The sequence below is a fragment of the Pseudomonas sp. Z1-12 genome, from assembly GCF_051132015.1.
GTDB lineage: Bacteria > Pseudomonadota > Gammaproteobacteria > Pseudomonadales > Pseudomonadaceae > Aquipseudomonas > Aquipseudomonas zanjanensis.
This window is the reverse complement of record NZ_CP071647.1, coordinates 6,801,764-6,820,763: the sequence shown is the minus strand read 5'-3', so window position 1 is coordinate 6,820,763 and position 19,000 is coordinate 6,801,764. Positions and strand designations below refer to the sequence as shown.

The 19,000-nt window shown below is 61.3% G+C and carries 15 protein-coding genes; 8 read left to right on the top strand and 7 right to left on the bottom strand.

Annotated features, from left to right (window positions below):
- The first annotated feature begins 32 nt into the window (after positions 1-32).
- The 6 genes from J3P85_RS29870 to J3P85_RS29845 all read left to right on the top strand — a co-directional run bounded on the left by J3P85_RS29870 (position 33) and on the right by J3P85_RS29845 (position 7,841).
- The gene (locus tag J3P85_RS29870) at positions 33-371 is read left to right on the top strand and encodes a DOPA 4,5-dioxygenase family protein (protein ID WP_434704438.1); all 339 of its coding nucleotides are present in this window, start codon (positions 33-35) and stop codon (positions 369-371) included.
- A 469-nt stretch (positions 372-840) separates the two neighbouring features.
- A complete protein-coding gene (locus J3P85_RS29865; RefSeq protein WP_060739862.1) occupies positions 841-2,148 on the top strand; it encodes a CitMHS family transporter in 1,308 nt (435 codons plus the stop codon).
- A 77-nt stretch (positions 2,149-2,225) separates the two neighbouring features.
- Entirely contained in the window at positions 2,226-2,993 is a 768-nt protein-coding gene (locus J3P85_RS29860; protein WP_434704437.1) for a TerC family protein, read from the top strand.
- Between the two features lie 327 nt (positions 2,994-3,320).
- A complete protein-coding gene (locus tag J3P85_RS29855; protein WP_434704436.1) occupies positions 3,321-4,979 on the top strand; it encodes a Na/Pi cotransporter family protein in 1,659 nt (552 codons plus the stop codon).
- A gap of 202 nt (positions 4,980-5,181) precedes the next feature.
- Entirely contained in the window at positions 5,182-6,570 is a 1,389-nt protein-coding gene (locus J3P85_RS29850; protein ID WP_434704435.1) for a M16 family metallopeptidase, read from the top strand.
- A gap of 263 nt (positions 6,571-6,833) precedes the next feature.
- A complete protein-coding gene (locus tag J3P85_RS29845; RefSeq protein WP_186706417.1) occupies positions 6,834-7,841 on the top strand; it encodes a DUF5924 family protein in 1,008 nt (335 codons plus the stop codon).
- A 447-nt stretch (positions 7,842-8,288) separates the two neighbouring features.
- Here J3P85_RS29845 and J3P85_RS29840 read toward each other — a convergent pair whose 3' ends face one another.
- From J3P85_RS29840 to J3P85_RS29820, 5 genes are all read right to left on the bottom strand, one after another.
- The gene (locus tag J3P85_RS29840) at positions 8,289-9,518 is read right to left on the bottom strand and encodes a nucleoside recognition domain-containing protein (protein ID WP_434704434.1); all 1,230 of its coding nucleotides are present in this window, start codon (positions 9,516-9,518) and stop codon (positions 8,289-8,291) included.
- A gap of 282 nt (positions 9,519-9,800) precedes the next feature.
- Positions 9,801-11,132 carry a glutamate/aspartate:proton symporter GltP gene (gltP, locus tag J3P85_RS29835; protein ID WP_434573328.1) on the bottom strand — a complete coding sequence of 444 codons (1,332 nt, stop codon included), beginning with the start codon at positions 11,130-11,132 and terminating at the stop codon, positions 9,801-9,803.
- Positions 11,133-11,835: 703 nt separating this feature from the next.
- Positions 11,836-12,303, bottom strand: coding sequence for an inhibitor of vertebrate lysozyme family protein (locus J3P85_RS29830; protein ID WP_434704433.1), 468 nt, complete (start codon positions 12,301-12,303; stop codon positions 11,836-11,838).
- Between the two features lie 2 nt (positions 12,304-12,305).
- Positions 12,306-12,470, bottom strand: a complete 165-nt coding sequence (locus J3P85_RS29825) for a DUF1328 domain-containing protein (protein ID WP_003177151.1) — start codon at positions 12,468-12,470, stop codon at positions 12,306-12,308.
- A gap of 80 nt (positions 12,471-12,550) precedes the next feature.
- Positions 12,551-12,856 carry a hypothetical protein gene (locus J3P85_RS29820; RefSeq protein WP_434706444.1) on the bottom strand — a complete coding sequence of 102 codons (306 nt, stop codon included), beginning with the start codon at positions 12,854-12,856 and terminating at the stop codon, positions 12,551-12,553.
- 438 nt (positions 12,857-13,294) lie between these two features.
- Here J3P85_RS29820 and algB point away from each other — a divergent pair, with 438 nt between their 5' ends.
- Both algB and J3P85_RS29810 read left to right on the top strand, forming a co-directional pair.
- On the top strand, positions 13,295-14,641 hold the full coding sequence (algB, locus tag J3P85_RS29815; RefSeq protein WP_434704432.1) for a sigma-54-dependent response regulator transcription factor AlgB: 1,347 nt from the start codon (positions 13,295-13,297) through the stop codon (positions 14,639-14,641).
- Positions 14,642-14,651: 10 nt separating this feature from the next.
- A complete protein-coding gene (locus J3P85_RS29810) occupies positions 14,652-16,442 on the top strand; it encodes an ATP-binding protein (protein ID WP_434704431.1) in 1,791 nt (596 codons plus the stop codon).
- An 8-nt stretch (positions 16,443-16,450) separates the two neighbouring features.
- Here J3P85_RS29810 and J3P85_RS29805 read toward each other — a convergent pair whose 3' ends face one another.
- Positions 16,451-18,064, bottom strand: a complete 1,614-nt coding sequence (locus tag J3P85_RS29805; RefSeq protein WP_434706443.1) for an EAL domain-containing protein — start codon at positions 18,062-18,064, stop codon at positions 16,451-16,453.
- A gap of 75 nt (positions 18,065-18,139) precedes the next feature.
- Positions 18,140-18,919, bottom strand: coding sequence for an N-acetylmuramoyl-L-alanine amidase (locus J3P85_RS29800; protein WP_434704430.1), 780 nt, complete (start codon positions 18,917-18,919; stop codon positions 18,140-18,142).
- Positions 18,920-19,000: the final 81 nt, after the last annotated feature.

Sequence of the window (19,000 nt, the reverse complement as noted above, 5' to 3'; positions counted from 1 at the left end):
GCGAGGGTTCGCCTCTTTTCAAGGAGAAACAGATGCAGCGGATCAAGGGCTACCACGCCCACGTGTATTTCGATGCCAACACCCTCGACCAGGCGCGGGCGCTGTGTGAGGAAGCGGCGCAGTTGTTCCCGCTGAAAATGGGCCGCGTCCATCAACGCCCGGTCGGCCCGCATCCGGACTGGAGTTGTCAGTTGGCCTTCGATCCGCAGTATGTCGGCGTGGTCCTGCCGTGGCTGGCCCTGAATCGCAAGGGGTTGGTGATTTTCCTGCACCCGGAAACCGGCGATGACCTGGCCGATCACACCGACCATGCGATCTGGATGGGCGCGGTGCGGCCGTTGAATCTTTCAGCCTTCAAAGCAAAAACCTGACTGCTTTTGTGGCGAGGGAGCTTGCTCCCGCTCGGTTGCGCAGCGGCCGTCAGATTTTGGGGCCGCTTCGCAGCCCAGCGGGAGCAAGCTCCCTCGCCACAAAAGCACAGCAGCACAGCAACACAGCAACACAGCAACACAACAACACAACAACACAACAACACAGCAACACAACAACACAGCAACACAACAACACAGCTCGCTTGGCCGATGATCAGCCATTGCAGCGGCGAAAGGCTGCTGAAAGCTTGCGCGATTAGGATCGCCTCACCTACCGGCAACAGACCGGTGGCCTACAACGAGTCTTTCTGATGCTCGTTCGGCCTTTTTAACAACAACAATGGTGATTCTGATGTCCGCTGCTACCCGTCCCGCTGCACCCACTCCATCCGTCCGCCCCGTGCTTTGCATCCCGCGCTGACCTGTCCGGTTCGCCTTCCATAGCCGCGCCACGCCTGGAGTATTTCCCATGCTGACTTTCCTTGGCTTCGCCATGGTCATCACGTTCATGTTCCTGATCATGACCAAGCGCCTGTCCGCGCTGATTGCCCTGATCATCATCCCGATCCTGTTCGCCCTGTTCGGTGGCTTCGCGCCGAAAATCGGCCCGATGATGCTCGAAGGCATCACCAAGCTCGCCCCGACCGGGGTGATGCTGATGTTCGCGATTCTGTATTTTGCCCTGATGATCGACTCCGGCCTGTTCGACCCGGCCGTGCGCAAGATCCTCAAGCTGGTCAAGGGCGACCCGTTGAAAGTTTCGGTCGGTACCGCCGTCCTGGCGCTCGTCGTTTCCCTTGATGGTGACGGCGCGACCACTTACATGATCTGCGTGGCCGCGATGCTGCCGCTCTACAGCCGCATCGGCATGAGCCCGCGCATCATGGCTGGCCTGATCATCCTCGCCGGCGGCGTGATGAACATGACCCCGTGGGGCGGCCCGACCGCCCGGGCGGCCAGTGCGCTGCACGTGGACCCGTCCGACATCTTCGTGCCGATGATTCCCGCCATGCTGGCCGGTGTCGTGGCGATCCTGGCGATCTCCTACATGTACGGCAAACGCGAACGTGCGCGCCTGGGTGAATTGCACCTGGCGGGTGACGAGATCGACCACAGCGAAATCAGCGTGTCCCAGTTCCCGGACGCCCGCCGTCCGAAGCTGATCTGGTTCAACGGCGCGCTGACCCTGGCCCTGATGTGCACCCTGATCGCCGGCCTGTTGCCATTGCCGGTGCTGTTCATGGTGGCCTTCAGCATCGCGATGATCGTCAACTACCCGTGCCTGCAACAGCAGAAAGACCGCGTCGCGGCGCACGCCGGTAGTGTACTGGCGGTGGTCGGGCTGATTTTTGCGGCAGGGATTTTCACCGGCATCCTGTCCGGCACCGGCATGGTCGACGCCATGTCCAAGAGCCTGCTGGCGGTGATTCCGGAATTCCTCGGTCCTTACCTGGCGGTCATCACCGCACTGGTGAGCATGCCGTTCACGTTCTTCATGTCCAACGATGCATTTTATTACGGGGTGTTACCGGTTTTGGCCGAAGCCGCCAGTCATTACGGCATCACCGCCGTTGAAATGGCCCGTGCCTCCATCGTTGGCCAGCCCGTGCATCTGCTGAGTCCGCTGGTTCCGTCGACTTATCTGCTGGTGGCCCTGGCGGGAATCGAGTTCGGCGATCACCAACGCTTCACCTTGAAGTGGGCAGTACTGGTTTGCCTGTGCATAATGTTCGCCGCCTTGCTGATGGGGATTTTTCCGCTGTTCAGCACTCTATAAAAGCAACGCCCGCTGCGTCGCCCCTTTCGGGTAACCGAAGGCGCGGCGCGGCCTAACACTCGCTCAAAGGAACTCACATGGAATGGCTGACCAACCCGGAAATCTGGGTTGCCTTCTTTACCCTGACCGCCCTGGAAATCGTCCTGGGCATCGATAACATCATCATGATCTCGATCCTGGTCAGCCGCATGCCCAAGCACATGCAGGCGCGCACCCGGATTTTCGGTCTGGCCCTGGCCATGATCACGCGGATCCTGTTGCTGCTGTCCATCACCTGGGTCATGCGCCTGACGGCCGATTTGTTCGAAGTGTTCGGCCAGGGCATCTCCGGTCGCGACCTGATCCTGTTCTTCGGCGGCCTGTTCCTGCTGTGGAAAAGCTCCCAGGAGATGTACCACGCGCTGGAAGGCGAAGATGAAAGCAGCGACGCGCCTTCGGGCAAGGGCGGCAATTTCATCTACACCATCATCCAGATCGCGATCATCGACATCGTGTTCTCCCTGGATTCGGTCATTACCGCGGTCGGCATGGTTTCCCACGTGCCGGTCATGGTCGCGGCAATCGTCGTCGCCGTACTGGTGATGATGCTGGCTTCGGGCACCATCAGCACGTTCATCGACAAGCACCCGTCGCTGAAAATGCTGGCGCTGTCGTTCCTGCTGGTGGTCGGTACCGTGCTGATCGCCGAGTCGTTCGACGTGCACGTGCCAAAAGGCTACGTCTACTTCGCCATGGCGTTCTCCCTGGCGGTGGAAGCAGTCAACATCAAGATGCGCACCGCGATTGCGCGCAAGCGCAAGCAACAGGATCCGGTGAAACTGCGCAAGGACATGCCGGGTCAGTAAGGTAGAGGGCAGTGAATGAAAGGGGCTCTTGGAGCCCCTTTTTCATGCCTGCGGGAAAGCGGCCGGATGCAATACCTGTGGGAGCGAGCTTGCTCGCGATAGCGGCCTGACAGTCGAAGAAGATGTTGGATGTTATGGCCTCATCGCGAGCAAGCTCGCTCCCACAGGGGTGTTTGAGGAATATGTTTCATGACAGTTTTGTTTCAATCAATTCTTTAGCTGTGCAATGCTGGCGCCCGTACCGTTCGCCAACTACAGCTTAAGTACAAGAACGAAGAATGTCGCATCAGCCATTTGTTCCTTTGGGACGCTAACAGGGGGCCTCTCATGCTGACCCTGCTCAATTTGCTCTCCGCCGTGGCTCTGCTGATCTGGGGCACGCATATCGTGCGTACCGGCATCCTGCGGGTCTATGGTTCGAACCTGCGCCACGTCATCAGCCAGAACATGTCCCGGCGCTGGCTGGCGTTCATCGCCGGCATCATGGTCACGGCCATGGTTCAGAGCAGCAACGCCACGGCCATGCTCGTCACCTCGTTCGTCGGCCAGGGCCTGATGGCGCTGACCCCGGCCCTGGCGACCATGCTCGGCGCCGATGTCGGCACCGCGCTGATGGCACGGGTGCTGACCCTCGACCTGTCGTGGTTGTCACCACTACTGATTTTCCTCGGGGTGATTTTTTTCCTCTCGCGCAAACAGACGCGCGTCGGGCAAATGGGCCGGGTCAGCATCGGCCTGGGTCTGATCATCCTCGCCTTGCAGTTAATCGTCGAAGCCGCCGCGCCCATCACCCACGCCCAAGGCGTGAAAGTGATCTTCGCTTCACTGACCGGCGACATCCTGCTCGATGCGCTGGTCGGCGCGCTGTTCGCGATGGTTTCCTATTCCAGCCTCGCGGCCGTGCTGCTGACCGCGACACTGGCCGGCGCTGCGGTGATCAGCCTGCCGGTGGCCATCGGCCTGGTGATCGGCGCCAACATCGGCAGCGGCATCCTGGCGTTCCTCAGCACCAGCATGCAGAACACCGCCGGACGCCAGGTGGCGCTGGGCAGCCTGCTGTACAAGCTGATCGGGCTGGTGTTGATCATTCCGGTGCTCGATCCGCTGGTGGGCTGGCTCGATAGCCTGGATTTCAGCCCCCAGGAAACCGTGATCGGCTTCCATCTGCTCTACAACGCCGTGCGGTGCCTGGTGTTGCTGCCCAGCGTCGGCCCGATGGCCAGGCTTTGTGCCTGGCTGCTGCCGGAGCGGCCCGAGACCAACGGCACGGCCAAGCCCCGCCACCTGGACGCCACCGCCCTCGCCACTCCGAGCCTGGCCCTGGCGAACGCGGCCCGGGAAACCTTGCGCATCGGCGACCTGATCGAAAACATGCTCGAAGCCATGCTGGACGTGCTGCGCGGAGCGCAAACGGCGGTGACCCAGGACGTCCGGCGCATGAGCGATGACGTCGAAGCGCTGTGCAGTGCCATCAAGTTGTACATGGCGCAAATGCCCCGTGAGGACCTCAGCGAACAGGACAGCCGCCGCTGGGCGGAGATCATCGAACTGGCGATCAACCTCAAGCTGGCCAGCGACCTCATCGAGCGCATGTTGCGCAAGGTCCAGCAGCAGAAAACCTCGCAACGTCGTTCCTTTTCCGAGGTCGGCCTGGAGGAATTGGCGGGGCTGCACAGCCACTTGATCGCCAACCTGCGATTGGGCCTGTCGGTATTCCTCAGCGCCGACCGGGAAAGCGCCCGGCAGTTGCTGCGTGAGAAACGTCGCTTTCGGGCGCAGGAGCGGCGCATGGCCCATGCCCATGTCAGCCGTTTGCAACGTAAAGTCGTACAAAGCATGGAGACCAGTTCCCTGCACCTGGAGCTGATCGCTGACATGCGACGCCTCAATTCGCTGTTTTGCGGCAGTGCCTACGTGGTGCTGGAGACGTCCGAGATCGGCGCGCTGGCGGTCGATGAAATTTCCGACATCACCCATTCGCCGTGAACGACTGGCGCATTGGTCAGTCAGTAACAATGTCAGTCAAAAACAATGGCTAGGGCCTGAAACCGTTCACCGGCCCGCCTGCTCCCGTTGTCATGAACACCGCATAGATTCGATAGGGGGAGCGAGCCGACTCCGGGCGACACTCCGCCGTTGACGGCCCGCCCGGCACCATGGACCTCCACTCAGCCGCCAGGAAGCCTTTATGCGTTGTCTGTTGCTCGCCGTTCTTTTGCTCGGTTCACTGCCCGTGGTTGCCCTGGACCGGTTCCAGGTCGAAGGCTATACGCTGCCCAACGGCCTGCAACTGCTGCTCAAGCCGGGCACCGAGCGCGGGCATGTGGCGATCCGGCTGGTGGTGGGCGTGGGCCTGGACGACTTCAGTTGCGCCGACAAGGAACTGCCGCACCTGCTCGAACACCTGCTGTTCAGCGGCGTCGACGAAAGCGGCGAAGGCGGCCTGGAAGAGCGCATGCAAGCCTTGGGTGGCGAGTGGAACGCGTTCACCAGCAACGCCGACACCACGTTCGTCATCGAGGCGCCGGCACGCAATCAACGCAAGATCCTGGACCTGCTGCTGGCGCTGTTGACCCGCACCCGCATCGATGAAAAAGCCCTGGAAGCGGCCAAGCGGGTGGTGGAGCGCGAAGACGGCGGCCACTACACCCACCTGCAACGCTGGCTCGATCGCCAAGACCTGGGCCACAAGGCCAGCAATCAGTTGGCGGTTGAGTTGGGCCTGCGCTGCGCGGAACGGCCCGAGGTCCAGCGCCATACCCTCGCCCGCCTCGAACAAGTGCGCAAGGACTGGTATGCGCCGAACAACATGACGCTGATCATGGTCGGCGATCTCGACCGACTGCTGCCGGCCTACCTGGAACGCGCCTTTGGCGAGCTCGAACCGGTGGAGCCCAGTGTCCACGAGGCGCTGCCGCAGATCCGCTACAAGGCGGTCACCAAGCGCAATCTGATCCGTGGCCTGGTCGGCGACAGCGCCAAGCTGCATTGGCTGTTCCCCGAGCCGGTGCTGGACGAGCAACATGACGAGACGTTCGACCTGCTCAAGGATTACCTGGATTGGGCGCTCTACCGCCAATTGCGCCTGGACCGCAGCCTGTCCTACGGGCCGTGGACCGAGCGCGAAGTGTTCGGCGGCGTTGGTTTCTTCAGCCTGAACGCCGACCTGTCCCGCGAGGACCTGCCCGAAGCCGAACAAGCCCTCGAAGAACTGCGCAAGACCTTGCTCAAGGATGGCCTGGACCCAGCCAGTTTCGTGCGCATCAAACGCGCGGCCATCGCCCATCAGTCCTGGGCGGTTCAAGGCAACAGCGCATTGGCCGACTACTACTGGAGCGCCCTGGGTGACTACGAAGACGGCCGCTTCGCCAACCCGGCGGTCCGCCTGCAGGGAGTGAGCCTGGAACAGGCCAACGCGGCCCTGCGCGAACTGCTCAAGGACCCGGGGTATTTGCGCATCGAGAAGCCGTTGCTCAGTGATGATGAGCTTGTCTGGGGGCTGGGCGGTTTGCTGGGGTTGCTGCTGGTGGGGATTGGGTGGCGATGGAGTCGCAGGGCGCGACCGACGTCTGATTGAGCGAGCTTGCTCGCGATGACCCTCGCTCAGGAGCACTCAAATCCCGTGGCGAGGGAGCTTGCTCCCGCTCGGCTGCGCAGCAGTCGCAACCCCGGGCAATGCGGTCTGTCTGAAGAAATGCAGGGGCCTGCTTCGCAGGCCAGCGGGAGCAAGCTCCCTCGCCACAAAAGATAGCCACGGTAGGCGTCGCGCTCCTCGCCTTGTCATCGTCCTGGCGATACTCTGTCAGGGATATTTCCTACGACTTACTGTGAAACCACTGAATGCAAAACCTGACGGTCTATCTCCAGCGCATCCTTGAATTGATGAAGCGCTATCCAGGGGTCATTGCGCTCGGTGGTTTCATCTCCGGGGTCGGCAGTTTCATGCTGGTGGACCGCCAGCAGGGCCTGGCGACCTGGATCGCCATCATGATGCTGGTGAGCTGGCTCTGGCTGATGGTGGAGAACAGCATGACCCGGCTGTTCACGCGGATTTTCAAGCGGGAAATCCCTCAGCCGCTGTTGCGCTATGCCACCCAAATGATTCACCAGGAAAGCCTGTTTTTTGTCCTGCCGTTCTTCTTTATCACCACCACTTGGAACAGCAGCCAGCTGCTTTTCACCGGGCTGCTGACCATCGCGGCGCTGATTTCGATCACCGATCCGCTGTACTACAAATGGCTGGCGCCCCGGCGCTGGGCGTTCCTGGCGCTGCACACGCTGACGCTGTTCGCCGCCCTGCTCACCGCGTTGCCGGTGATCCTGCACCTGACCACCGACCAGAGCTTCAAGCTGGCGCTGGGCACTGCCATGTTGCTGTCGTTTCCCAGCCTGGCCTCGATCTTCCCGATCCGCACCGTGCGCAACGCCCTGGCGATCCTCTGCATCACCGTGGGGATTGGGGCCGCTGGGTGGATGCTGCGCTCCTGGGTGCCACCGGCCACGCTGTGGATGACCGAAGTGGCCATCAGCACCCAGCTGGAGGACCGCACGCCGGGCGCCAGCCTCAAGCAGGTCAGCGCGGCGCAGATTCGCGGCAACGGCCTGTACGCCTACACGGCCATCAATGCGCCGCGGGGGCTCGACGAGCGGATTTATCACGTCTGGCAGTTCAACGGCAAAGAAGTCGACCGCATCGCCCTGGACATCCATGGCGGGCGCAAGGAAGGCTATCGCGCCTGGACCCACAAGCAGAACTTCCCGGAAAATTCGACCGGCAAGTGGCAAGTGCGAGTGCTCACGGAAAACGGCCAGATGATCGGCGTGCTGCGTTTCGAGGTGACGGACTGAAGGTCCTTCGGACCTTATCGCGAGCAAGCTCGCTCCCACAGGGATTCGCGGTGACCTGTGGGAGCCGAGCTTGCTCGCGATGGCATCGCCTGGATCTATCCGCTACACCGAGGTGTTTGCATCGCGGGCAAGCCTTGCTCCCACAAGCTCAGCTTCCACAGTGGTTCTGAGGGTGTAGCCAATATTTATGTCCAGCTCTGACCCCTGTGGGAGCCGAGCTTGCTCGCGATGGCATCGCCTGGATCTATCCGCTACACCGAGGTGTTTGCATCGCGGGCAAGCCTTGCTCCCACAAGCTCAGCTTCCACAGTGGTTCTGAGGGTGTAGCCAATATTTATGTCCGGCTCTGACCCCTGTGGGAGCCGAGCTTGCTCGCGATGACGGCGGCACATCCAGCAGCGCTGTCGACTGAACCACCGCTATCGCGAGCAAACTCACTCCCACCGCTTAGCCAAAGAACCAGTAGCACACACCAATCGCCGCCACGACCCCGGCCAATTCCGCCAGCAGCGCACACCCCACGGCATGGCGCGCCCGCTGGATGCCCACGGCGCCGAAATACACCGCCAGCACGTAGAACGTGGTCTCGGTGCTGCCCTGGATGGTCGCCGCCACCAAGGCCGGGAAGCTGTCCACGCCGGAGGTCTTCATGGTCTCGATCAACATGGCCCGGGCGGCGCTGCCAGAGAACGGCTTGACCATGGCGGTCGGCAAGGCATCGACGAACCGCGTGTCCAGGCCGGCCCACTGCACCAGGTGGCGGATACCGTCCAGGCCGAAATCCAGCGCGCCCGAAGCCCGCAGCACGCCGACGGCGCAGAGCATGGCCACCAGGTACGGCAACAGGCTCTTGGCAACGTCGAACCCTTCTTTCGCGCCTTCGACAAAGGCCTCATACACCTTGACCTTGCGCAGTGAGCCCACCACCAGGAACAAGATGATCAGGCCGAACAGCGTCAGGTTGCCGAGGATCGATGACAGCCCTGCCAGCGCCGTGGCCGAGAGCGTCGCCAACAGCGCCATGAAGCCGCCCAGCACCAGCGCACCCGGAATCAGGTAAGCCAGCACCACCGGGTCCCACAGGCGCAGGCGTTGCATGAACGCCACGGACAGTAGCCCCACCAGGGTCGAGGCGCTGGTGGCGAGCAGGATCGGCAGGAACACCAGGGTCGGATCCGGCGCGCCTTGCTGGGCGCGGTACATGAAGATGGTCACCGGCAGCAGGGTCAGCGACGAGGCATTGAGCACCAGAAACAGGATTTGCGCGTTGCTGGCGATGGTCGGGCTGGGGTTGAGGTCTTGCAGGGCGCGCATGGCCTTGAGGCCGATGGGGGTGGCCGCGTTGTCCAGCCCCAGGCCGTTGGCGGCAAAGTTGAGGGTGATCAGGCCGATCGCCGGATGGCCGGCAGGCACTTCCGGCATCAAGCGCAAGAACAGCGGGCCGAGGGCCTTGGCCAGCCAGTCGACGATGCCGGCCTTTTCGGCGATGCGCAGGAAGCCCAGCCACAGGGTCAGGGTGCCGAACAGCAGGACCATCACCTCCACCGACAGCTTGGCCATGGCGAAAATGCTTTCCACCATGGCGGCGAAGATCCCGGCGTTGCCGCCAATCAGCCACTGCGCCAGCGCCGATACGGCTGCCACGATAAAGAAGCCAAGCCACAGGCCATTGAGCATCGGTTAAGTCCCCCGGAAGATGCCGCGAATGATAGCGGGGCTGGCAGAAACGACAAACCCCGGATTGCTCCGGGGTTTGGTTGGCACTGCACAGGGATCACAAAGATCTTGTGGGAGGCATCGCTGTGTGAGGCATCCTGTGGGAGCCGAGCTTGCTCGCGATGGCGGCGGATCAGTCAATATTGAGGTTGGCTGACACACCGCAATCGCGAGCAAGCTCGGCTCCCACAGTGACCGGGGGTTGTTCAGGCACTTTGCTGCCGGCCCAACCTCCCTCAGCGATTAGCGGCTGGAAGTTTCCCCCGCCGGCAACGGCTCCTTGCTGCGCCAGTGCGGCAGGGAGTTCCAGTAGCGCTGGCCCTTGGCATCGTCGTACATGCCTTCCCAACGCGCGATGACCAACACCGCCAGGGCATTGCCAATAACGTTCAGCGCAGTACGGGCCATGTCCATGATGCGGTCGACACCGGCGATGAAGGCCAGGCCTTCCAGCGGAATGCCCACGCTGCCCAGGGTGGCCAGCAGCACCACGAACGACACGCCCGGCACGCCGGCAATGCCCTTGGACGTGACCATCAGGGTCAGTACCAGCAGCAATTGCTGGCTGATGGACAGGTCGATGCCGTACAGCTGGGCGATGAAAATCGCCGCGATGCTCTGGTACAGGGTCGAGCCATCAAGGTTGAACGAATAACCGGTCGGCACCACGAAGCTGCAGATGGCTTTCGGCGCACCGTAGGCTTCCATCTTCTCGATCACGCGCGGCAGCACGGTTTCGGAACTGGCGGTGGAGTAGGCCAGCACCAGCTCATCCTTGAAGATGCGCATCAGCTTGAGCACCGAGAAGCCGAACAGGCGAGCGATCAGGCCCAGCACCACGAAGGCGAAGAAGGCGATGGCGACGTAAACCAGGATCACCAGTTTCGCCAACGGCAGCAGGGAGGCGAAGCCGAAGTTGGCGACTGTCACCGCGATCAGGGCAAACACACCGATCGGGGCGTATTGCATGATCATGTGGGTGACTTTGAACATGCTTTCCGACACGCCCTGGAACATTTTCACCAGCGGCTCGCGCAGGTCCGATTGCAGGCTGGACAGGCCCAGGCCGAACAAGACGGAGAAGAAAATGATCGGCAGCATCTCGCCACGGGCGACGGCGGCAAAGATGTTCGACGGGATCAGGTTGAGGATGGTCTCGATGAACGCATGTTCATGCTGGACTTCCGCCGCCGTGGCCTGGTACTTGGAAATATCCACCGTACCCAGGGTGCTCATGTCGATGCCACTGCCCGGCTGGAAGAAGTTGGCCAACAGCAGGCCGACGACGATGGCGATGGTGGTGACGATTTCGAAGTAAAGGATGGTCTTGAGACCGATACGCCCGAGCTTCTTGGCATCACCCACCCCGGCGATGCCGACGATCAGCGAGGAAATCACGATCGGGATCACGATCATCTTGATCAGACGGATAAAGATATCGCCCGCCGGTTGCAGCACGTTGCTGATCCACCAGGCCTTCTCGGCACTGAAATGGTTGAGCAGCGCGCCCAATGCAATCCCTAGCACCAGACCGATGAGGATCTGCCAGGCGAGGCTTAGTCGTGCCTTCTTCATATCGTTACCCTTACTTCAGTTGGACTCGGACAGTGGCGCGAATGGCTCGTCGATGACGAAAACATTCGCGCCCCTGTCCCCGTATAAGGTCACCCCGAGCACGCGCGAGCGGCTTACTGGCAGGCGAAAAAAGGCGCAACTATTGCGATGCCAGGGGGGATCGTCTAATGCTGTAAACGCCTACCCCATGCCGAATCGGCATGAGATTTTCCAAACGAAACCCGCCTTGCAAGCGGCTCGAATGCGCCATTTGTGCAGGCATAAGTGCCGTGGAGCGGCCATTTCAGCGTAGCTGGGCTGAATCAGCCTGGGTCGGTAAACCGATGAAATGGCAACGCATCGAGGCGCAGCCCACGAGACAATTTATCTCGGCATTCTCCGATATACGGTCAGGGAAAGGGCAATAAATTCGTGGGAGGAGACAAAATGCCGCATCGCGGCCGGCGTATGACGCCAGAAGAACCCAATCGCTCTGGCTCACGCATTGTGCGACACGAAGCTCTACGCAAGTTCGCCAAGCCGTGAGGGCTTTGCGAACTTGCGTCGCAGCTTTTACCTGACCCGGCCCTTTCGCAGGCACCCCTTGTGCCCGTAGGTCACTCCGACGCTCATCCGTCAGAACGTCCCGGCCCCCTGGTCATGCACCGGCCCTCCTCGGGCTGTGCAGCAGGAAAAAGCAGGGCTGCTTTTCCCATTTTCAGAATCAGTACCAGTTCGGATCTTTCTTGAGTTGTTCCATCAACAGTTCTTGCATACCTTCATTGGGATTACCGAGGAAACGGTAATCGGCATGACGGGTTGGGGACTTGTCCGCCGGCAGTCCGGCAGGGACTTCCACCAACATGGCATAGGCCTCGTCCTTGTCGAAACTGAAGGCAACGATCAGACGCTGATTAAGACACGACGCCTCGAGCTCACAGAGCGGGCCCACCAGATACTTGTCGCCGTCTTCCTCGACCGCATTCATCTGTTGTTCCGACTTGCCTGAGAGGTTCATCACCCATTCCGGCAAGCGTTCTTCTTTTTTCACGACGTGCTGCCATGTCTCGCGGTATTGCGGGTCCGCCTGAAGCACTTGGTTGACGCGCATCTGTCCGTCATTGGCAGCCATTGCCATGGCACTGCCGCCCAGCAACAGGGCGGCGGCCAGTCCTTTGAATGAAACGCTCATGGTCAGCCTCGGCCACGACGGCCAAAGAAGAAGGAAGCAATGAACATCACCAGGAACACGACAAAGAGAATCTTGGCGATGCCCGTGGCGGTGCCTGCGATACCACCGAAGCCCAGTACGGCGGCGATGATGGCAATGATCAGGAAGGTAATTGCCCAGCTCAACATGGTGATTCTCCTTACGCTTTTCTATTTAGTGAGGGTCTGGCGGTGATGGTTCCGGCGCAGTGGACGACCGGTACATCGGGTTAAAACACCCAGCGCTCTTCACGCGGCATGTCGGCCACTGGCTGAACCTGATCGACATCCATCATGCGCATGGCGGAGGAAGCTTCCTTGAGGTTGCTGACGGCGCTGAAGTGGGTTTGTGGGGCGCGATGAATCGAAACTTGCGGCGCTTCTGGTTGCTGACGCTCCTGCCAGAGCAACCATTGCTGGCCAATCACGAGCGTGACCAACAGGGCCAGGGCTGCCCACAAGCCCTGCTGGAAGTGCAGAGAAGAGAGTCGAAATTGGGCAGCGCTTTTAAATTGGGCGGCACTTTGACGATTCATCCTGAAATTCCTCCCCACCCGGGTGTGGTGTCTGGTTGAGGCGCTTATACGCCAACGTTGACCAGAGCATTGCAGCCGCCGTGCCAGGATTTTATCCAGATAAATCTCTTTAAAATCAATATGTTGAAGAATCACCACAAAACGCAGGGAACGCATCCTGCACGATGGCCCGCGCGCCTGTCGTGCGTATTGCACGAGTGGAAAAAGAAAACGCGTCAAGTTGTTTTGGAACTGCCTGTCAGACGCAACCGTCGGAATCAGCGATACGAACCGTCCGACCCGTAGGAAGCAGAAAAAAAGGAACTCAAATCAGGCTTTTAGGAGTCAGACATCCACAGAGGCACGCTCGGTGGGTAATATCCCCTCAGAATCGACCATGCAACTTGCCCGATTTTTCTGACACTAACCAACATCATTCATTAAAGGAGCGTAGGAAAAATGGAATCCGCCACTGAGCACCAAGGCCGCATTCTGCTGGTAGACGACGAGTCCGCCATCCTGCGTACGTTCCGTTACTGCCTGGAAGACGAAGGCTATACCGTCGCCACGGCCAACAGCGCTGCCCAAGCCGACGCACTGCTGCAACGCCAGGTGTTCGACCTGTGTTTTCTCGACCTGCGTCTGGGGGAAGACAACGGCTTGGATGTCCTGGCACAAATGCGTATCCAGGCCCCGTGGATGCGAGTGGTGATCGTCACCGCCCACTCGGCCGTCGACACCGCGGTCGATGCCATCCAGGCCGGCGCCGCCGACTACCTGGTCAAGCCTTGCAGCCCGGATCAGCTGCGCCTGGCCACCGCCAAGCAACTGGAAGTGCGCCAACTGTCGGCAAGGCTCGAAGCCTTGGAAGGCGAGGTGCGCAAACCCAAGGACGGCCTCGACTCCCACAGTCCGGCGATGAAAGTCGTGCTGGAGACCGCGCGCCAAGTGGCCAGCACCGACGCCAACATCCTGATCCTCGGCGAATCCGGCACCGGTAAAGGCGAGCTGGCTCGAGCGATCCACGGCTGGAGCAAGCGCGCGAAGAAATCCTGCGTCACCATCAATTGCCCGTCACTGACCGCCGAATTGATGGAAAGCGAGTTGTTTGGCCATAGCCGAGGGGCGTTCACCGGCGCCAGCGAAAGTACCTTGGGACGGGTCAACCAGGCCGACGGCGGCACACTGTTTCTCGACGAGATCGGCGATTTTCCCCTGACTTTGCAACCCAAGTTGTTGCGTTTCATCCAAGACAAGGAGTATGAGCGGGTAGGGGACCCGGTCACTCGCCGCGCCGATGTGCGAATTCTCGCCGCCACCAATCTCAACCTCGAAGACATGGTGCGCGACGGGCGCTTTCGCGAAGACCTGCTGTATCGCCTGAACGTCATTACCCTGCACCTGCCGCCGCTGCGTGAGCGCGCCGAAGACATCCTGACCCTGGCCGATCGCTTCCTGGCCCGCTTCGTCAAGGAATACGCGCGCCCGGCCCGGGGCTTCAGCGACGAGGCGCGCGAAGCGCTGCTAGGCTATCGCTGGCCCGGCAACATCCGCGAACTGCGCAACGTGGTCGAGCGCGCCAGCATCATCTGCCCACAGGAAAAAGTCGAAATCAGTCACTTGGGCATGGCCGAGCAGCCGGTCAGCAATGCGCCGCGCATCGGTGCCGCTTTGAGCCTCGACGAACTGGAAAAGGCCCACATCGGTGCGGTGCTGGCCACGGCCGATACCCTCGACCAGGCGGCCAAGACCCTGGGTATCGATGCTTCCACGCTGTATCGCAAACGCAAGCAGTACAACCTGTGAGCGACACCTTATGAAACTGGCGATGAAGCTGCGCACGCGACTGTTTCTCAGCATCTCGGCGCTGATCACCGTGGCGTTGCTGGGGCTGGTGCTTGGCCTGGTCGGCGTGATGCAGATGGCCAACACCCAGGAACAATCGGTACGCGACAACTTCATCCTGCTGGACCTGGGCCTCAAGCTGCGCCAGACCCTGGGCGATCAGTTGATGATCATGCTCGACGACAAGCCCGACCTGGCTGCGCTGGAGGCATCCAAGCAGCAATACCTGGCGTTGATCGACGAGGGGATTGCCCACGAACGGAAACTGGACGATACCGCTGCCAGCTTCAGCCGGGCCAAGGCCGACTATGTCGAGTTTCTCGAGGCTTTCACCGCGTCTCGCCAGCAGGCGAGCCAGCTCACCGGTATCAAGGCGCTCACCGAAAAATTCAACGTGCTGCGTAACGGGTTGATCGAGGGTTATCGCGAGGCCTTGACCAACATCAGTGAAACCCAGGACCGCGCCCGGAAACGTGCGATGTGGATTTCCGGGCTGCTGGGCCTGGTGGGGCTGGCGGTGCTGATCATCGGCTTTATCACGGCCCACGGCATTGCCCGGCGTTTCGGCGCGCCGATCGAGGCGCTGGCCGCGGCGGCGGATGACATCGGCCAGGGCAATTTCGAGGTCACGCTGCCCATTTCTTCCGCCGCGGAGTTGAATCTGCTGACCCGTCGTTTCGGGGTCATGGCCCAGGCACTGCGCGAACACCAGGCCACCAATGTCGATGAACTGCTCGCCGGCCAGCAGCGTTTGCAAGCCGTGCTCGACAGCATCGACGACGGCTTGCTGATGATTGACCGCCAAGGCCAGTTGGAACACCTCAACCCGGTGGCCCAGCGCCAATTGGGCTGGGATGAGGCGCGCCTGGGCCAAGGGCTGGGCGAGGCCTTGGGACGCCTGGAACTGGATGAAGAATTGCACCTGGTATTGCGCGGTGGAACCCTGGAGCGCGCGCCGGAAGACCTGAGCATCGAGGTCGACGGCGAGTCGCGGGTGCTGACCTACAGCCTCACGCCGGTCAGTCATACCCAGGGCCACATCCTCGGCGCGGTCATGGTGCTGCATGACGTCACCGAACAGCGCGCCTTCGAACGGGTGCGCAGCGAGTTCGTCCTGCGTGCCTCCCACGAGCTGCGCACGCCGGTGACGGGCATGCACATGGCATTCGGCCTGTTGCAGGAACGCCTGCACTTCCCGCCGGAGTCCCGCGAGGCGGACCTGCTTAACACCGTCACGGAAGAAATGCAGCGGCTGATGCAACTGATCAATGACCTGCTGAATTTCTCTCGCTACCAGAACGGCCTGCAAAAGCTGACCCTGGCGCCTTGCTCCATCGACGACCTGCTGGAGGACGCCCGGTTGCGGTTCGCCGAACAGGCCCACGCCAAGGGTATCGAGCTGCTCGTGGCCATCCAGGGTCCGTTGCCACGGCTGCATGCCGACGCCGGGCAACTGGATCGCGTGCTCGACAACCTGATCGACAACGCCATGCGCCACACCGGCGAAGACGGCCAGATCCGCTTGCAGGCCCGACGCCATGGCGAGCGGGTGATCATCAGCGTGGAAGACAACGGTGAAGGCATTGCCTACGGCCAACAGGGACGGATCTTCGAGCCTTTCGTCCAAGTCGGACGCAAGAAGGGTGGCGCCGGCCTCGGCCTGGCCCTGTGCAAGGAAATCGTCCAGCTCCACGGCGGCCGCATGGGCGTGTATTCAAGGCCGGGGCAGGGCACGCAGTTCTACATGGCGCTGACGGTCTGACTCACGGCTTAGGCTTCATCATCAAGGCGACGTCCGCGCAGGCGTCGGCCGCGGGTAATCAATTCGATGAGCTGCACCGCGCTAAGGGCATGGGCGAACAGCCAGCCCTGGCCGAACCTCACCCCTTCGCTGCTCAAATAGGAGGCCTGGGCTTCATGCTCGATGCCTTCGGCGATCACCTTGAGTTGCAGGGCATGGGCCATGCGGATGATGTGCGGGGCCACACCGCTGCTGGCGGCGTCGTGGCCCAAGGCGTCGATGAAAGCCTTGTCGATTTTCAGGCAGTCCACCGGCAGGGTTTGCAGGTAGGCCAGGCTGCAATAACCGGTGCCAAAATCGTCGATCAGCACCTGGTGCCCGACATCACGCAGCGATTGCAGGTTATCCCGGGCGACCAACACATCGACCAGCCCGCGCTCGGTCACCTCGAAGGCAATCTGGTTCGCCGAAACCCGATGCAACGCCAGCAGGCGCGCGATGACTTCGCCTATACGCGGCACCATTACATCGCAGGCCGCCAGGTTCACCGAGATATACAGCTGCGGATTGGCTCGCAACAGCTGGCCCAATTGGTCGAACAGCCGCTGCAGCACGAAATCGGTGATCTGGCGGATCTGCCCGGTGTTCTCGGCCATCGGGATAAACAAGTCCGGGCTGGTCAGGGTGCCGTCCGGCCGGCGCCAGCGCAGCAAGGCTTCGGCACCGACGCAGTTGCGGCTGTCGAGGTCGAAAATCGGCTGGTACAACACCTGTAGTTCACCGCGCCGAATGGCCCCGTGCAGTTCGGCATCCATCGACTGGCGGTGGCGTGCCAGCAGAAACACCTGGAAACCAATCCCCAGGCCCAGCACCAGGCTGACGGGCAACATCCACCAAGCATAGGGCGGAACCTTGAAACCGTTGCGCTGGGCAATCAGCACTAGCTGATATTCCGGGCTGTCGGTGGGCATCCGATAGATCAGCCGGGTCTGCGTTACCTGCAAGGCATTTTGGCTTTTCGGCGGCCAAGGCTCCGCGGGCGGCCAGCGTTGTTGGGTGCCCAACACGGGAATGGCCCGCTCGCCATTATCCAGGACCACTAGCAGGCTGCTGCCGGGTGGCAGGTCGACCACGTCGGCCAAATGTCCACGGGAGGTCGCGACGCGGAAATTGCCACGCCCTAGCATCAACGCCGCGCGGTCTTCATCGGGTTCGGTGGTGGTATTGAGCCAATAACTGTAGGTCGGGCCCCGGAGGTCGGGTGGGCGGGTCACCGACAATCCACTCGGGCGCGGGCGATTGGTACAAACGCCGCTGCCATCGATGTACACCGCCTCATAAACGAAACGGTAGTTGAAGCTGACCTCGCGCAAGGTCGCGATCATGTCATCGTCGCAGCCGCGCAAGGGCTGGTTTTGCAGGTCGTCGAGGCTTTCACGCAGTTGCCCGAAGAGCTGTTCCAGCCGGAGCAGGAAGCGCTCGCCCTGGGCATTCATCTGGTCGCTTTCACGCTGCTGGATCTGCTGCACCACCACGAACAGACTGCCCGCCAGCAGCAGGACGGTACTCAGGGCAGCCGCTATCATCGCCAGGAAAAGGGGGCGATGGAGCCAGCTCTGTAGGTTTTCGCGGGCAGCCGTCATCATCGGTAATCCGAAAGTTACCAATGAGTTATAGCCTCTGATTTGGATTTGGCCCGATTCGTCGGACGGGCGTCATTATTTTGTCTGGTTGAGCACTTGCAGAATCGCCGCGCTTTGCGCGTCCGGTGTGCCGTCGAAGCGGGTCGGACGGTAGTGCATCTGGAAGGCGGCCAGCACCTGATGAGTGGCCACATCCCATTCGCCGGTCTGGGGCGTTGGGTAGCCCAGGCGGGCCAGTTCGGCCTGGAACCAACTGGCGGACGGTAGCTGCGCGGCGAAGAGTACCTGCTGGCGCGCGACTGCCTGCTCGTCCGGCCATACTCCCAAGCCCGCCTGCGCCAGGCGCTTCCATGGAAACAGCGGGCCTGGATCGAGCTTGCGCAGGGGCGCGATGTCGCTGTGGCCGATGATGCTGCGCGGGTTGAGCCCGTTGCGCTTCAGGATGTCCTTGAGCAACACGGTCAGCGCCTGGACCTGGGCTTCGCTGTAGGGATACCAGAGACGCCCGGTGGGCGTGTCGATGAAACCCGGATTGACGATTTCGATGCCGATGGAGCTGGAATTGAGCCAGGTCCGACCTTCCCATTCACTTTCCCCGGCGTGCCAGGCACGTCGGCTTTCATCTACCAACTTGTAGATGGTTGCGTCTTTATCGTCGCCAATCAGGTAATGGGCACTGACTTCGCCATGGGTCAGCAGGGCCAGGGAACGTTCCAGGGAGGCCGAGGTGTAATGCACCACCACGAATTGGATGCGGTTGTCATGGTTGACGGAAGGGTGACTGGTGTCGAACCGCGGGCCGCTGGCGCAGCCGGCGAGGACAATTAAAGCAACGATGAGCGAAAGAAATTTCATGGCGGAAGGCATTACGCGCTGGAAGTAATGCAACAGTGTAACGTATCGCCCCGCGATGATCCGGTGCGCGGGACGATAATA

Bases quoted from the DNA above. Each gene is read 5' to 3' on its own strand.
- J3P85_RS29855 (WP_434704436.1), top strand. From the start codon at position 3,321: ATGCTGACCCTGCTCAATTTGCTCTCCGCCGTGGCTCTGCTGATCTGG.
- J3P85_RS29825 (WP_003177151.1), bottom strand. From the start codon at position 12,470: ATGTTGAGCTGGGCAATTACCTTCCTGATCATTGCCATCATCGCCGCC.
- J3P85_RS29860 (WP_434704437.1), top strand. From the start codon at position 2,226: ATGGAATGGCTGACCAACCCGGAAATCTGGGTTGCCTTCTTTACCCTG.
- J3P85_RS29805 (WP_434706443.1), bottom strand. From the start codon at position 18,064: ATGACGGCTGCCCGCGAAAACCTACAGAGCTGGCTCCATCGCCCCCTT.
- J3P85_RS29830 (WP_434704433.1), bottom strand. From the start codon at position 12,303: ATGAGCGTTTCATTCAAAGGACTGGCCGCCGCCCTGTTGCTGGGCGGC.
- J3P85_RS29870 (WP_434704438.1), top strand. From the start codon at position 33: ATGCAGCGGATCAAGGGCTACCACGCCCACGTGTATTTCGATGCCAAC.
- J3P85_RS29845 (WP_186706417.1), top strand. From the start codon at position 6,834: ATGCAAAACCTGACGGTCTATCTCCAGCGCATCCTTGAATTGATGAAG.
- J3P85_RS29865 (WP_060739862.1), top strand. From the start codon at position 841: ATGCTGACTTTCCTTGGCTTCGCCATGGTCATCACGTTCATGTTCCTG.
- J3P85_RS29850 (WP_434704435.1), top strand. From the start codon at position 5,182: ATGCGTTGTCTGTTGCTCGCCGTTCTTTTGCTCGGTTCACTGCCCGTG.
- J3P85_RS29800 (WP_434704430.1), bottom strand. From the start codon at position 18,919: ATGAAATTTCTTTCGCTCATCGTTGCTTTAATTGTCCTCGCCGGCTGC.
- gltP (WP_434573328.1), bottom strand. From the start codon at position 11,132: ATGAAGAAGGCACGACTAAGCCTCGCCTGGCAGATCCTCATCGGTCTG.
- J3P85_RS29820 (WP_434706444.1), bottom strand. From the start codon at position 12,856: ATGAATCGTCAAAGTGCCGCCCAATTTAAAAGCGCTGCCCAATTTCGA.
- J3P85_RS29840 (WP_434704434.1), bottom strand. From the start codon at position 9,518: ATGCTCAATGGCCTGTGGCTTGGCTTCTTTATCGTGGCAGCCGTATCG.
- algB (WP_434704432.1), top strand. From the start codon at position 13,295: ATGGAATCCGCCACTGAGCACCAAGGCCGCATTCTGCTGGTAGACGAC.
- J3P85_RS29810 (WP_434704431.1), top strand. From the start codon at position 14,652: ATGAAACTGGCGATGAAGCTGCGCACGCGACTGTTTCTCAGCATCTCG.